Below are 14,308 nucleotides of genomic sequence, written 5' to 3'. Positions count from 1 at the left end.
GTACGTGCTGGCTAGCCAAGCTAGAAGAATCTCCGGCAAACCCGTTGACATGACTAGCCAAGCTGGCCATGCTTCTGGCTCAGGACGCCTGACTAGCCAAGTTGGTCAGGCACTCGTCAGGAGGCCCGACATGTTCCCTCAGCCCAAGAAGTACGGCCGGTACGTCGCCCTCGCGATCTTCATCCTCTTCGCCTACAAGAACCCGACGGCCGCCGCCCACCTGGTCGAGCAGGCCGGGGGCGTCCTGATGACGGCCGCCGACGCCGCCGGCAAGTTCGTCACCGCCCTTCAGGCGTAGCCATCTCACCTGCTCCAGCGCACAGCCACCAAGCACGGCGCCGGAGCCCCGTCCCTCGACCGATCACGAACCCACCTGTGAGGACACCGTGACCACCCATCCGAGCAAGCTCGCTCCCTGGACCCTCCGGCAGTACGGGATGAGCGGCGCCGAGTGCGTCATTGATCCCGAGCTGCACACCGGCCCGATCCGCGGTGCCGAGACCGCCGAGCAGAAGGCCGCCCGCGTCGACGTGGCCGCCGACGTCTGCCTGTCCTGCCCCGTGACGACCCGATGCCTGAACCGCGCGATCAGCGGCCGGCCCGAGCCGGGCGTCTGGGGCTCCATCGACGCCGAGAACCTCGACAACCTCACCGGCGCCGGCCTTGAAGCGGTGGCTGTGCGATGACCGCGCCGAATATCGCGGGTGAGCGTGCGCTCTCGTCCCGTCCGGTCGTCCGGCCGCTGTCCAGCCAGGAGTACACGGCCGTCGCCGTGGTGGCCGCTCTGGTCGTGGTGCTGGCCGTGATCGGGTTCGTGAACAGCTTCACTGCGGTTGCCGAGGCCGCGCGTCCTTCGTTCGGGATGTTCGCCTGGACGCTGCCGATCGGTATCGACCTGGGCATTGCGATCTTCGCTGCTGTGGACATCGTCCTTGCGCGTCTGGACATGCGCATCGGGTGGTTGAGGCTGTTCCCCTGGACGCTCACGGCCGCGACCGTGTACCTGAACGTGGCGGGCGAGACCTCGGCGTTCGGGATGATCGCTCACGCCATCCTGCCGTGCCTGTGGGTCGTGGCCGTCGAGGTAGGCGCTCACGTGATCCGGATCCGGGCGGGGATCGCCTCCGGCACCCGCATGGACCGGATCCGTGCCTCGCGGTGGCTGCTGGCCCCGTTCCGAACGGTCGTCCTGTGGCGCCGGATGGTGCTCTGGGAGATCCGTTCCTACGGGGACGCCCTCGACCGCGAGCGCGCCCGGCTCCTCATCCTCACCGAGCTGCAGGACACCTACGGCGCGCTCGCGTGGCGGTGGAAGGCTCCTCGCCGGACTCGTGCGCTGTACCGGCTCGGCGAGCTGGTCCCGGCCGCCGAGCCGGTCCAGGACGAGGACGAGCCGACCACTCTTGCCGCCTACCCGGACGAGGACCCAGGGGACGAGGACCGTCCGGCAGCGATCGAGCCCGGACCGCCCGCCCCTCCGTCCGCCCCCTCGTCCCGCATGAGCGAGGCACCTCGTCCGGCGGACGACCGCCCGAGCAAGCACGGACGGACGGCGCCTCGCGCTCGCAGCAGCAAGGGGACGGCACCGGACGTCGATGACCTGATGCCGCTGGGATGGCGCATCGCCGCCGAGCTTGAGGCGCGCGGACTGCCGGTCAACCGGGACACCCTCGCCGCCGCTCTGCGCGAGGCCGACCAGAGCGTCAGCAACCAGCGCGCCGGCGTCCTCCTGGCCCGCCTCAAGGCCGAAGCGCCCGCCGATCCGACCAGCAAGAACACCGCTCCCGTTACTCGTACCGCCGAGGGAGACGACGCGCGATGAACTTCTCCAAGCCCATGGCCGAAGTGATCAAACTCCCCACCCGCACCGACGACCCGTCCGCCCCAGACTTGCCCGTCCAGCCCGGAGACGGCGGGGGCAACCGTCCGCTTCCGCCCGTCCCCTTGCCTATGGAGGAGCCGGACGACGAGCCCAAGGGGCCGAGCCACCGTCCGGACGAGGATGACGCCCTTGAGGGGACGGTCCTGGTCGACCAACCGGACAGCCGTCCGTCCAGGAAGGGGACGAGGATGACCCCGGGCGCGACGGCCGGACGACGTCCGATCGTCGCCCCGTGGCTCCGCGACCGCGCCGAGGCCAAGGCTCTCGTCCGCTGGTCGGTGAACTACGCCGCTCACGTCACCGGCTACCACGCTGCCCGCGTGCCGCTGTACGCGACGACGTTGGCCGCGCGCTCCCCGCGTGGCGCGTGGCGTCTGGTCTCGGGCACGTGGCGGTGGGTCAACGACGTTGAAGCGCTTCCGCTGCGGTTGCACGCGGTGGACGGCAAGGACGCCGACACCTACCTTCGCCTGCTCCGCGAGCGGGACGACCGTGTTCGCTGGCGTCGTCTGGTCGCCCTCGGTGGCCTCGGCGGCGCGAGCGTCGCCGCCGGCGCGGTGGCCGCCGCCGGCGGAGTCACACAGGTGACGGTGGCCGCCGCCCTGGTCGCCGTCCTGGGATGGCTCGGCACGCCCAAGGACAAGCCGCTCATCGGACCGGCCGTCATCTCCACCAAGGCCCCCAAGCTTTCCAGCCAAATTGTCATCCGGTCTCTGGGCGCGCTGGGCATCGCCGAGATCAACAAGGCGCTCGGCAAGGGCGGAGACGGCATCACCTTCCCCGCACCCATTACGCGGGACGGTCCCGGATGGCGCGCGGACGTCGATCTCCCCTACGGCGTCACGGTCACCGACATCATGGACCGTCGCGAGCGTCTCGCTTCTGGGTTGCGTCGCCCGGTCGGCTGCGTGTGGCCCGAGCCTGCCCACGACCAGCACGCGGGACGACTCGTCCTGTGGGTCGGAGACCAGGACATGAGCCAGGTCAAGCCCGCCGCATGGCCGCTGGCCAAATCCGGCGAGGCCGACGTGTTCAAGCCCATCCCGTTCGGGACCGACCAGCGCGGACGGCTCGTCACGGCGACGCTGATGTTCGCCAACTGGCTCATCGGTGCCATGCCCCGGATGGGCAAGACGTTCTCGATCAAGCCGCTGCTGTTGGCCGCCGGCCTGGACGTGACGGCCGAGAACCTGGTCTATGAACTCAAGGGCACCGGAGACCTGTCGTTCGCCGAGAAGTTCGCGCACCGGTACGCCTCCGGCGTTGATGACGCAACGATCGCCGCGTGCCTGGACGGCCTCCGCTACGTCTACAAGGATCTTGAGCGCCGCGCCAAGGTGCTCTCGTCCCTGCCCAAGGACATCTGCCCGGAGAACAAGGTCACGCCCGAGATCGCCGCTCGGCGCTCGCTGGGACTTCACCCGCTGGGGCTGTTCATCGACGAGTGCCAGGAACTGTTCTCTCACCCTGATCTCGGCAAGGAGGCCGGAGAACTCGCCACCGCGATCATCAAGCGTGGTCCAGCCATGGGCGTCTTCCTCGTCCTGGCGACCCAGCGACCCGACAAGGACTCGCTTCCGACCGGTGTCTCCGCCAACGTCGGTATCCGGTACTGCCTTAGGGTTATGGGCCAGGTCGAAAACGACATGGTCCTTGGCACCTCGGCCTACCGCAACGGCATCCGGGCAACCACCTTCACCCGCCGTGACCTGGGCATCGGCTACCTGGTCGGTGAGGCCGACGACCCGCAGATCACCCGCTCGTTCTACATCGACGGACCGACCGGCGAACGCATCGCCGACCGCGCCCGCACTGCCCGCAAGCTCGCTGGCCGGCTCGCCGGCTACGCCGCCGGCGAGGAGATCACGCCCTCCGATGCCGAGGTCTCGATCCTCGACGACGTGGCCGCCGTGATCGGTGCCGACGAGGACAAGATCTGGTCGGAGACGGTCATCGCCCGCCTCGCCGAGCTGCGCCCTGGCCTCTACGCGGGATGGACGCCCGCGCAACTCGCTGACGCCCTCAAGCCCTACGGCATCGCAACGCATCAAGTTTGGGGACAGAGCACCAACGGCAGGGGCCGCAACCTCAAAGGCATCCACCGCCAGGACGTCATGACGGCCCTGGACGCCCGCCGCTCCTCCGGCTCGTAACCACCTGCCATCGCTCGGCGCTCGCCTCTAGGTCTAGAGGCCCCGCCCTCTAGACCTAGAGGCCCTTCTAGAGCCCCATCACCGCTCTGACCTGCCCTCTAACGCCTAGACCCCTTGCCCGCACCAACCCGCCCAACCCGCCCTAGGAGGCCCCTCGTGTCCCTGCTCATGGCCGCCGCTAACGACTCCGGCCCCAGCGTCGCAGCGTGGCTGCTCCTCGCCGTGGTGTTCGGCGGCGGCTACATCGTCCACTGCCTCATCTGGCCGTTCCGGGCCTGCTCCAAGTGCGGGGGCGGCGGACGCTTCCGCTCCGCCTCCGGCCGCGCGTGGCGCTACTGCGACAAGTGCGGCGGATGTGCCGCCGAGGTCCGCCCCGGCCGCCGCCTCTGGACCTACCTCACCAAGACCCGCGACAAGGGCAACCGCTGACGAGGTTGAAGCGACCTCGGCGCCACAGCCACCAAGCACGAGCGCCGAGGCCGCACCTCGACCGATCACGAACCGATGGAGGCACACCCATCATGACGCCCCCGCTCCACCTGGTCGACAACGACGAGCCCGCCGGAACCGGCCTCGCCGACTTCGTCCGCCCCCACCCCCACAACATCGACGCCGAGCAACACGTCCTAGAAGACTGCTGAAGATCTTGGGGTTCTGGCCCCGTCGCGGTTGCGGCGGGGCCAGTGTGGTGTGGTGTGGTGATGGGTGAATGGGCCGGGGAGAGGGTCGGTCCGGATGTGTGGGAGACGTGCCGGGAGCTGATCCCGGCCGGGAGCGTGTTCGCGTTCCTGGCCGAGCACCGTGGCGCGTTGTTCCCGGCGGAGATGTTCGCCGACATGTATCCCTCGGCCAACGGGCGGCCCTCGATGCCGCCGCAGATCCTTGCCGCGGCGATCCTGCTGCAGGCCCTGCACGGGCTGTCGGACTTTGAGACGGTGCAGGAGTTGCGGTGTGACCTGCGGTGGAAGGCCGCCTGCGGGCTGGGCCTTCACGACACCGCGTTCCACCCGTCGCTGCTGGCCTACTTCCGTCGCCGGCTGGCGCGTTCGGCCCGGCCGGACCGGATTTTCGAGGCCGTCCGGCAGGTCGTCCAGGCGACCGGGGTGCTCAAGGGCCGGCAGCGGCGGGCGCTGGACTCGACCGTGCTGGACGATGCGGTGGCCACCCAGGACACCGTCACCCAGCTGATCGCCGCCGTCCGGGCGGTGATCCGCGAGGTGCCGGGAGCGGCCGGGGTCGCCGCCGCCCGGTGCACCGCGCACGACTACGCCCAGGCGGGCAAGCCCCGCATCGCCTGGGACGATGAGCAGGCCCGCGCCGAGCTGGTGGACGCGCTGGTCACCGACGCGCTGCGGCTGCTGGGGCACCTGCCCGAGCAGGAACTGGGCGAACGGGCCGCGAACGCGGTCGGCATCCTGGCCCTGGTCGCCGGTCAGGACGTCGAACCGGCCGGCGGGTCCGACGGCCGCGACGGACGCTGGCGCATCACCGACGGCACCGCCCCCGACCGGGTGATCTCGGTCGTCGATCCCCAGGCCAGGCATGTCCACAAGACCCGCAGCCACCGCCAGGACGGCTTCAAGGCCCACCTGGCCGTCGAGCCCGAAACCGGCCTGTTCACCGCCGTGGCCCTGCGACCGGGCGCCGGGCCCGCCCACCATGAGGCCGTCGTCGGCCTGGACCTGCTCTCCTGCGAGGACACGCCGGTGGAGGTCTTCGGCGACACCGCCTACTCCACCGGCCAGGCCCGCCGGGCCCTCACCGCCGCCGGGCACCGGCTGTTCATCAAACCCGCCCCGCTGCGGCCCGCCATCCCCGGCGGCTTCACCCTGGACGACTTCGCCATCGACACCACCACCGGCACCGTGACCTGCCCCGCCGGGCACACCGCTCCCTTAACGGAACCCGGCGGGCGACACCACCAGCGCAAAGCCACGTTCGGAAAGCTCTGCACCGGGTGCCCCCTGCGCGAGCGGTGCACCAACGCCAAGGCCGGCCGCATCCTGACCATCCGCCCCCACCACGACCTCCAGGCCGCCGCCCGCCGCCAGGCGGCCGGCGATCCGGCCTGGCAAGCCGACTACCGCCGCTGGAGACCACCGGTCGAACGCGCCGTCGCCTGGCTCGTCCACCACGGCAACCGCCGCCTGCGCCACCGCGGCACCATCGCAGGCGACGCCTGGCTGCACACCCGGGCCGCCGCCCTCAACCTCCGCCGACTCATCAACCTCGGACTCACCCGGACCAACAGCACCTGGCATCTGTCCTCGGCCAACGCATGACCACAGAGGGGCTGTCCGGCCCACGGCCGGACAGCCCCTCTAACAAGATCTTCAGCAGTCTTCTAGGCGCCGTCATGCTCTCCCCGCCCGCCCTCGACCAGGCCCGCACGCTCCTGGACGGCAGCGAGTTCTACCGCCCCGCACACGGCCTCATCTGGGACACCATCGTCGCCCTCGCCGACCGCGGAGCGCCCTACGAACCGGTCGCCGTCGCCTCGACCATCAATCCGCGCGACCTCACCAAGATCGGGGGCGCCCCGTACCTGCACACACTTATGAGCGGCGTTCCTACAGCCGCGAACGTCACCTACTACGCCTACCTCGTCCGGGATTTGGCCTATGCCCGCCGCGTGGTGACCGCCGGAACGCGCCTCATGCAGCTTGGCTACGGCGCCTCCGGCGACGACATCGCCGAACTCCGTACCGCCGTCGCCGCCGAGTTGGCCGCTGTCGCCGCCCACAACGCCAAGGGGTGGCCCGACCCCGCCCCGCTCTCGTCGGCCCCAGACCTACCGCCCTTCCCCCTCCGGGCGCTTCCTGGCTGGCTCGGCGACTATGCCGCCGCTCTCGCCGAGGTCACTCAGACTCCGCCCGACCTCGCCGGAAGCCTCGCCCTCGCCGTCCTGGCCGTCGCCGCCGGCGGAAAGGTCTGGGCCAAGGCCACCACCTGGACCGAACCAACCAACCTTTTCACGCTGGTCGTCCTGCCTCCGGGCAACCGCAAGTCCGAGGTCTACAAGCACATGACGGCCCCCATCCGCGAGGCCGAACGCGTCCTCATCGACCAGGCCCGCCCCCTCATCGCCGAGGCCGCAATCTCCCGCCGCGTCGCCGAGGCCCGCGCCGAGAAAACCGAGAAGGCCGCCGCCACAACGCCCGACCCGACCCAGCAAGCCGCCGCCCTCGACGAGGCCGCCGCCGCACGCCTCGCCCTGGAAGAGATCACCGTCCCGGCCGAGCCGTGCCTGTTCTCCGACGACGCCACCGTTGAGCGACTGACCACTCACCTGGCCGAGCAGGGCGGGCGATTCGCGATCCTCTCGCCCGAGGGAGAGGTCTTCTCCATCGCCGCCGGGCGCTACTCCGGCGCGCCCAACTTCGCCGTCCTCAAGTCCGGCCACGCGGGCGAGGAAATGCGCATCGACCGCATGGGACGCCCCTCCGAACGCATCCCCGCTGCAACCATCACCCTCGGCATCTGCACCCAACCGGGAGTGCTGGCACGCCTCGGCGAGACGCCCCAGTTCCAAGAACAAGGACTACTCGGCCGGCTCCTGTACTCGGTGCCCAAGTCCCTGCTCGGCTACCGCAAGTCCGACCCTGCCCCGATACCCGAATACACCCGCACCACCTACAACACCAACCTCACCGCGCTCATCCTTTCCGTGGACGCCCTCGACGAGCCGGTCACGCTGGAACTCACCCCCGAGGCCGAGGCCGCCGTCCGCGCACTCCTCGACGACACCGAGGCCCGATTCCGCCCCGGTACCGGCGACCTGGCACACATGACCGACTGGGGCGGCAAGTACGTGGGCGCCGTGGTGCGCATCGCCGCCCTGCTCCACCTCGCCGAGCACTTCCGCACCGGATGGAACCGCCCCATCGACCTCGGCACGCTCCTCAACGCCCACGAGATCGGCGAGTACTTCACCGTCCACGCCCAAGCCGCCTACGACGCCATCGGCGCAGACCCCGCCATCGCCGATGCCCGCGCCCTCCTCGACTGGATCGAACGCACCGGCACCACCCAATTCAGCGCCCGTGACGTGCTGTCCTCGCTCCGGCGCTTCAAGAAGGTCACCGACCTTGACCCCGCGCTCCGCGTCCTGGAGTCGCACGGTTGGATCCGCCGTCTCCCCGCCCCGCCCAAGACCGGCCGAGGCCGCAAAGCAGGACCCACCTACGAGACCCACCCCAGCGCGACCGAGGGCGCCCGATGATCCCGCCCGTCAGCGGCGCAGCGCGTCAGCAGAAACCAGCACAAAGGATTCTGCTGAATTCCGCTGACGTGCTTCACCGCTGTCGCCTCCCACCTCGGCGAGTCTTCGACGCCGGCCGCCGTCTGTCCACAGCCACCAAGCACAGCACCGACCACGCCCCTACCGATCACGCTCAGCGGAGAACCGAGGTAGCGACTTGCCGACCCTGACGCGCCCTGACGAGAAGTTGACCGTCCGCGAGGTCTGCGCCGAACTCAAGATCGCCCGGTCCACCTTCTACGACTGGCGCGCCAAGGGGTTGGGCCCCAAATGCACCCGGATGCCTAACGGAGATCTCCGAATCCGGCGCTCGGACCTTGACGCATGGTTCACCGACCTGGAGGACGCCACCCCATGAGCACCATCACCTACGACGTGCGCATCTACAAGACCGAGGTCTACAAGGGGAAGCGCGTCACGACCTACACCGTCCGATGGAAGGTTGGTCGCCGAACCTGGAAAGAGCCGTTCCGCCGGAAGGCCCAAGCCGACAGCTTCCTTGCCGAGTTGCGCAGCGCAGCCAACAAAGGGCAGGCTTTCGACGCCCGAACCGGCCGCCCTGTGTCGTGGCAGCGCGCAGAGAACGCGATCACGTGGTACGCCTTCTCACTCGACTACACGGCAGCCAAGTGGCCTCATGTCTCCCCCAACCATCGACGGGGCATCGCCGAGGCGCTCACGGACGCGACAGAGGCCCTGCTGTCCACGCAGCAGGGCGCCCCGAGCCGTAAGGAGCTGCGCGCCGCGCTGCGAAGCTGGGCGTACAGCGAACGTCTCCAGAAGGGCGGAGAGCCACCCGAGGATCTCGTCCCCGCCCTCCGATGGCTTGAGCGCAACACCATCGACATGGCGGACCTGGACCCGGAGGGCAAGGGACCAGAACTCGCCCGCGCCGTCCTGGACCGCTTGAGCGTCAAGCAAGACGGAAAGGCCGCCGCTGGCAGCACGGTCTACCGCAAGCGCGTCACGTTCAACAACGCGCTTGAGTACGCCTGTGAGCGCCGGATCTTGACCGGTAACCCGCTCAAGCGGGTCCAGTGGACTCGCCCCCGCAAGGCTCACACCCTCGACATGCGCGTCGTGGTCAATCCGGAGCAAGCCGCGCGGCTCCTGGACGGTGTCCGGCAGCAGGGCGAGCGCGGCCGGCGCATGGTGGCGTTCTTCGCCGTCATGTACTACGCGGCACTCCGCCCGGAAGAGACCGTAGACCTTCGCCCCGAGAACCTGATCTCGCTCCCCGAGGAGGGATGGGGCGAGATGCGCCTCACCCATGCTGAGCCTCGCAGCGGTTCCCGCTGGACGAACGAGGGGAAGCCGCGTGACAGGCAACCACTCAAGCATCGGGCGCCCGGCGAGACGCGCCCCGTCCCGCTGCATCCCGATCTCGTCCGGATCCTCCGCGAACACATCGCCCAGTTCCACATCCGACCCGGCGCCCGGCTGTTCGTCGGCCCGCGTGGCGGGATCATGACCGACCGGACGTACCTAGGGGTGTGGCGGAAGGCCCGCGGGAAGGCGCTGACGGCCGAGGAGGCCGCTTCGCCACTCGCCGAGACGCCGTACGCGCTGCGGCACGCCGCTGTGTCCACGTGGCTGAGCGCCGGTGTCCCGCCCGCCCAGGTCGGCGAGTGGGCCGGACACAGCGTCGCCGCCCTTCTCCGCGTCTACGCGAAGTGCATCGCCAGCCAAGAGGAGGAAGCCAAGCGCCGGATCACCGAGGCGACGCGATGGACGAGGAGGCGATTGGAACCCCGTCAGAGCACGGGCCAAGGCGACACGGAAGACGCTGCCTAGCCCCGAGAATCTTCGGCACGTATTCGGCACAGCCGCCTGTAGAAGTCCGTTGATCGCCGGGCACAGCCGGACAGTAGCGAACGGCCCCTCACCCATGTCTTCCCTGGTGAGGGGCCGTTCTACGTGATGGTGGCGGGTGCAGGGTTCGAACCTGCGTAGGCTAAGCCGACGGATTTACAGTCCGCTCCCATTGGCCACTCGGGCAACCCGCCGTGGTGTCGCTTCTGCGACGGCACTGGAAAGAATAGCGGACGGTGGGAGTGGTCGTGACATCGGGGAGCGGTGGGCGGCGGGGTGGCGGGCGGGTCGCTACGCTGAGGCGATACGCGCCGGCGGCAGGGGTGTGCGAGGGCCGGCTTCTCGGTAGAAGGGCTGGGTGTCCGGTGGCGGACTCTTCTTTTGACATCGTGAGCAAGCTCGACCGGCAGGAGGTCGACAACGCGCTGAACCAGGCGGCCAAGGAGGTCGCCAACCGGTTCGACTTCCGGAACGTGGACGCGGGGATCAAGTGGTCCGGGGAGGCCATCGAGATCCAGGCGAACACCGAGGAGCGGGCGCTGGCGGTGCTGGACGTGCTCAAGGACAAGCTCGTCAAGCGGGCGATCTCGCTGAAGGCGATCGAGCCGGGGGAGCCGAAGGCGTCCGGGAAGGTCTACAAGATCGGGGTGGCGCTCAAGGAGGGCATCTCCCAGGAGAACGCCAAGAAGATCAGCAAGATCATCCGGGATGAGGGGCCCAAGGGGATCAAGGCCCAGATCCAGGGTGAGGAGCTGCGGGTCAGCTCGAAGAAGAAGGACGACCTGCAGGACGTCATCGCGCTGCTGAAGGGCAAGGACCTGGACGTGGCGCTGCAGTTCACCAACTACCGGTGACGCTGGTGAGCGCGCCGGTCCCCCTCCCCCGCTGAGGAAGTCCGGCGCGCTCAGTGTGTATGACGGGGCGGGCGGCCGGGTTGTTCGCGTGAGATCTTGAGGGAACATGTCCGGAATGTCGCGGTAACAGCGTGGCCCTAGCGTCCGCGGCATGATTCACGATGGTGCGCGGGCGGCCGAGGTGCTCAGGAGCGGGCTCGGGCGGCGCGGGATGCTCATGGCGGCGGCGGCCCTCGGGGTGGCCGGGATCGCGGGGACGGCGAAGGCGGAGGTGCTGCAGCCGGAGCGGGGCCGGCCGCGGGGCGTCTACCTGAAGTCGTCGCCGGAGACGGTGCGGTGGGGGTATCTGCCGAACCGTACGGCCAAGCCCGTGGTGAGCGTGGCCTCCGGGGGGCTGGTGACGGTCGACACGGTGTCGCACGAGGGGATCCTGGAGGATCAGGGGCGCGATCCCGTGGCGTTCTTCGGTGATCACGGGGTGCCGCGGGGGCGGGTGCTGGAGGACGCGCGGCAGATCGCGGCGTCGAGGATGGAGCACGACTTCGCGGCGGACGGCCCGCACATCGTGACGGGCCCGGTGGCGGTACGGGGCGCGCGGCCCGGTGATGTGCTGAGGATCGATGTGCTGGACCTGTCGATGCGGGTGCCGTACGGGGTGGTGTCCAACCGGCACGGCAAGGGCGCGCTGCCCGGCGAGTATCCGGAGAGCATCAAGGACGACCCGCAGACGCGGCCGTACCTGAACGAGTTCGGCAACATCTCGGTGTTCACGCGGGTGGAGCGGGGGCACGGGGTGCTGCCGGGGAACGTGCGGTTCCCGCTGGCGCCGTTCATGGGGGTCATGGGGGTGGCGGTCGACACGGCGGAGCCGGTCCATTCGGTGCCGCCGACGGTCGCGGGCGGGAATCTCGACATCAACGAGCTCGGGGTGGGGTCGACGCTGTACCTGCCCGTCCAGGTGCCGGACGCGCTGTTCTTCGTGGGCGACCCGCATTTCGCGCAGGGGGACGGCGAGGTGGCGTTGACGGCGCTGGAGGGGTCGCTGCGCGGAACGTTCCGGCTGACGGTGGTCAGGCCGGGCGGGCGGGCTCCGGAGGTGGCGTTCTCGTATCCGTTCGCCGAGACGGACGAGCACTGGATCCCGATCGGGCTGTCGGACCCGGACGGCGGGGCCGGCGGGCAGGTCACGTCGCTGGACGTGGCGATGAAGGTGGCGGTGCGCAACGCGATCGCGTTCCTGCACGAGGAGCTGGGGATGGCGAAGGCGGTGGCGTACGCCTACCTGTCGGCGGCGGCCGATTTCGAGGTGTCGCAGGTCGTGGACCGTACCACCGGGATCCACGCGCTGATCCGGAAGGCGGATTTCGACCGTTAGGCGGTGCGGCGCTCGTCGAACGGCTGGAGGGTGCCGGCCAGGTCGGTGAGGTCGAGGTCGAGGACGCGGGCGAGGGCGGCGACGGTGAAGAAGGCCGGGGCGGCGATGGCACCGCGTTCGATCTTGCGGAGGGTGTCGATGGAGATGCCGGCCTCGTGGGCGACGGCGGCGGCGCCGCGGGGGCCGCGGGCGGCGCGCAGTATCTGGCCGAGGGCCCGGCCCCGGTCGCGCTGCTCTTCGGTCAGTGGGGTCCGCACCATGATGGAGATAGTAATACGAGTATTAGAATCTTCCCATGGTGACCTATCGAGACCCCCGCGAGCTGGAGATCATGCGCGAGGCGGGCCGGGTCGTGGCCCGCACACTCGACGCGGTGGAGGGCGCGGCCGAGCCGGGTGTCAGCCTGGCCGAGCTGGACGCCGTGGCCGCGCGCACGATCAAGGAGCTGGACGCCCGGCCGTCGTTCCTGCACTACCACCCGAACTGGTCGCCCACGCCGTACCCGGGGACGGTGTGCGTGTCGGTCAACGAGGTGATCGTGCACGGGATCCCGGACGGGCGGGTGCTGCGCGCGGGCGATCTGGTGTCCGTCGACTGCGGCGCCGAGCTGGGCGGCTACCACGGGGACGCGGCGGTCACGTTCGCGGTCGGTGAGGCCGACGAGGCGGGGCGGCGGCTGATGGACGTGACGCGGCTGGCCCTGGAGCGGGCGATCGAGGCGGCCCGGCCCGGCGCGCGGATGGGCGATCTCGGCCACGCGGTCGAGCGGACGGCGCGGGAGGCCGGCTACGGGATCCTGGAGGGCTGCACCGGGCACGGCATCGGCACGGCCATGCACGAGGACCCGGAGGTGCCCAACATCGGGCGTCCCGGCACCGGGCTCGTCCTCCGGGAGGGCCTGACGATCGCGATCGAGCCGATGTTCGAGGAGGGCGGGCGCGACGACGCGGTGGGGCTCCGGGACGGCTGGTCGATCGCCACGGCGGACGGCAGCCGCGCGGCCCACTTCGAGCACACGATCGCGGTCACCGCGGACGGGCCGGTGATCCTGACGCTGCCGTAGCTCAGCGGCGGCGGCCCGCCATGCGTTCCAGGCGGGCGATGCGCTCCTCGACGGGCGGGTGGGTGGAGAACAGCCGGCCGATCCCGACGCCGCGGAACGGGTTGGAGATCATCAGGGAGCTGGTGGTGGCCAGCTCCGGGTCCTGCGGCAGCGGCAGCGCCCGCGTCCCGGCCTCGATCTTGCGCAGCGCGGACGCCAGCGCCAGCGGGTCGCCGGTGAGGCGGGCGCCGGCGGCGTCGGCCTGGAACTCGCGGGTGCGGCTGATGGCCATCTGGACGACGGCGGCGGCGACGGGGCCCAGCACCAGCAGCATCAGCGCGCCGAGCAGGCCGGGGCCGTCCTCGTCGTCGTCGCGGCCCACCGGCAGGAAGATCGCCAGGTAGGACAGGTAGGTGACCAGTGTGGCGATGGCGGCGGCGACGGAGGAGATGAGGATGTCGCGGTTGTAGACGTGGGAGAGCTCGTGGCCGAGGACGGCGCGCAGTTCGCGCTCGTCCAGCGTCCGCAGGATTCCGCGCGTGCAGCACACGGCGGCGTTGCGCGGGTTGCGGCCGGTGGCGAACGCGTTGGGCTGCATCGTCTCGGAGATGTACAGCCGGGGCATCGGCTGGCGGGCGGAGGTGGCGAGTTCGCGGACCAGCCGGTAGAGCATCGGCGCCTCGACCTCGCCGACCGGGTGGGCGCGCATGGAGCGCAGCGCGATCCGGTCGCTGAAGAAGTAGGCGACGCCGTTGGTGCCGAACGCGAGGACCACGGCGATCGCCAGCCCGGCGCCGCCGCCGAGGGTCCACCCCGCGGCGAGCATCAATGCCGACAGCGCGCCGATCAGCACCGCCGTCCTGACGCCGTTGAACCGCACGTCCGCCTGCCTCCCCGTTTGTCCGACGCTAACGCTTAAACGGGTTGAC

At 70.2% G+C, this 14,308-nt stretch carries 14 protein-coding genes and 1 tRNA gene; 12 read left to right on the top strand and 3 right to left on the bottom strand.

From position 1 onward, the window contains the following. The first annotated feature begins 130 nt into the window (after window positions 1-130). The 9 genes from ACZ466_RS26730 (at window position 131) to ACZ466_RS26690 (ending at window position 10,090) form a co-directional block, all read left to right on the top strand. A complete protein-coding gene (locus ACZ466_RS26730; protein ID WP_378289549.1) occupies window positions 131-298 on the top strand; it encodes a hypothetical protein in 168 nt (55 codons plus the stop codon). A gap of 88 nt (window positions 299-386) precedes the next feature. Beyond that, complete coding sequence (locus tag ACZ466_RS26725) at window positions 387-686, top strand: WhiB family transcriptional regulator (protein ID WP_378289547.1); 300 nt, start codon at window positions 387-389, stop codon at window positions 684-686. After that, complete coding sequence (locus ACZ466_RS26720; protein ID WP_378289545.1) at window positions 683-1,822, top strand: DUF2637 domain-containing protein; 1,140 nt, start codon at window positions 683-685, stop codon at window positions 1,820-1,822. Before ACZ466_RS26725 ends, ACZ466_RS26720 begins: the two co-directional genes overlap by 4 nt. Continuing rightward, window positions 1,819-4,035, top strand: coding sequence for a cell division protein FtsK (locus ACZ466_RS26715; RefSeq protein WP_378289543.1), 2,217 nt, complete (start codon window positions 1,819-1,821; stop codon window positions 4,033-4,035). Before ACZ466_RS26720 ends, ACZ466_RS26715 begins: the two co-directional genes overlap by 4 nt. Before the next feature lie 156 nt (window positions 4,036-4,191). Beyond that, on the top strand, window positions 4,192-4,464 hold the full coding sequence (locus tag ACZ466_RS26710; RefSeq protein ID WP_378289541.1) for a hypothetical protein: 273 nt from the start codon (window positions 4,192-4,194) through the stop codon (window positions 4,462-4,464). Window positions 4,465-4,733: 269 nt separating this feature from the next. Continuing rightward, window positions 4,734-6,317: an IS1182 family transposase gene (locus ACZ466_RS26705; protein ID WP_378293548.1), complete on the top strand. Its 1,584-nt coding sequence runs from the start codon at window positions 4,734-4,736 to the stop codon at window positions 6,315-6,317. Continuing rightward, the gene (locus ACZ466_RS26700; RefSeq protein ID WP_378291958.1) at window positions 6,314-8,257 is read left to right on the top strand and encodes a DUF3987 domain-containing protein; all 1,944 of its coding nucleotides are present in this window, start codon (window positions 6,314-6,316) and stop codon (window positions 8,255-8,257) included. Before ACZ466_RS26705 ends, ACZ466_RS26700 begins: the two co-directional genes overlap by 4 nt. A gap of 196 nt (window positions 8,258-8,453) precedes the next feature. After that, window positions 8,454-8,654: a helix-turn-helix transcriptional regulator gene (locus ACZ466_RS26695; RefSeq protein ID WP_378291960.1), complete on the top strand. Its 201-nt coding sequence runs from the start codon at window positions 8,454-8,456 to the stop codon at window positions 8,652-8,654. Then, entirely contained in the window at window positions 8,651-10,090 is a 1,440-nt protein-coding gene (locus ACZ466_RS26690; RefSeq protein ID WP_378291962.1) for a tyrosine-type recombinase/integrase, read from the top strand. Before ACZ466_RS26695 ends, ACZ466_RS26690 begins: the two co-directional genes overlap by 4 nt. A gap of 127 nt (window positions 10,091-10,217) precedes the next feature. Here ACZ466_RS26690 and ACZ466_RS26685 read toward each other — a convergent pair. Next, window positions 10,218-10,302: transfer RNA gene (locus tag ACZ466_RS26685), tRNA-Tyr, on the bottom strand. A gap of 171 nt (window positions 10,303-10,473) precedes the next feature. On the opposite strand from ACZ466_RS26685, the gene ACZ466_RS26680 reads away from it, so the two are divergent. Further along, window positions 10,474-10,962, top strand: coding sequence for a YajQ family cyclic di-GMP-binding protein (locus ACZ466_RS26680; RefSeq protein ID WP_378291964.1), 489 nt, complete (start codon window positions 10,474-10,476; stop codon window positions 10,960-10,962). A 151-nt stretch (window positions 10,963-11,113) separates the two neighbouring features. Continuing rightward, window positions 11,114-12,337 (top strand): acetamidase/formamidase family protein, encoded by a 1,224-nt coding sequence (locus tag ACZ466_RS26675; RefSeq protein WP_378291967.1) that lies wholly within the window; start codon window positions 11,114-11,116, stop codon window positions 12,335-12,337. On the opposite strand, the gene ACZ466_RS26670 is transcribed toward ACZ466_RS26675, so the two are convergent. Then, on the bottom strand, window positions 12,334-12,597 hold the full coding sequence (locus tag ACZ466_RS26670; protein ID WP_378291969.1) for a helix-turn-helix domain-containing protein: 264 nt from the start codon (window positions 12,595-12,597) through the stop codon (window positions 12,334-12,336). The genes ACZ466_RS26675 and ACZ466_RS26670 overlap by 4 nt on opposite strands. Before the next feature lie 35 nt (window positions 12,598-12,632). Between ACZ466_RS26670 and map the strand changes: the two genes are divergently transcribed. Next, window positions 12,633-13,400 (top strand): type I methionyl aminopeptidase, encoded by a 768-nt coding sequence (gene map, locus ACZ466_RS26665; RefSeq protein WP_378291971.1) that lies wholly within the window; start codon window positions 12,633-12,635, stop codon window positions 13,398-13,400. Between the two features lies 1 nt (window position 13,401). Here the strand turns inward: map and htpX are convergent, their stop codons facing one another. After that, window positions 13,402-14,259: a zinc metalloprotease HtpX gene (gene htpX / locus ACZ466_RS26660; protein WP_378291973.1), complete on the bottom strand. Its 858-nt coding sequence runs from the start codon at window positions 14,257-14,259 to the stop codon at window positions 13,402-13,404. Window positions 14,260-14,308: the final 49 nt, after the last annotated feature.

It is taken from the genome of Actinomadura rugatobispora (assembly GCF_055379765.1).
The sequence above is the reverse complement of the archived record's forward strand: the minus strand, read 5'-3'. Positions and strand labels throughout refer to the sequence as shown.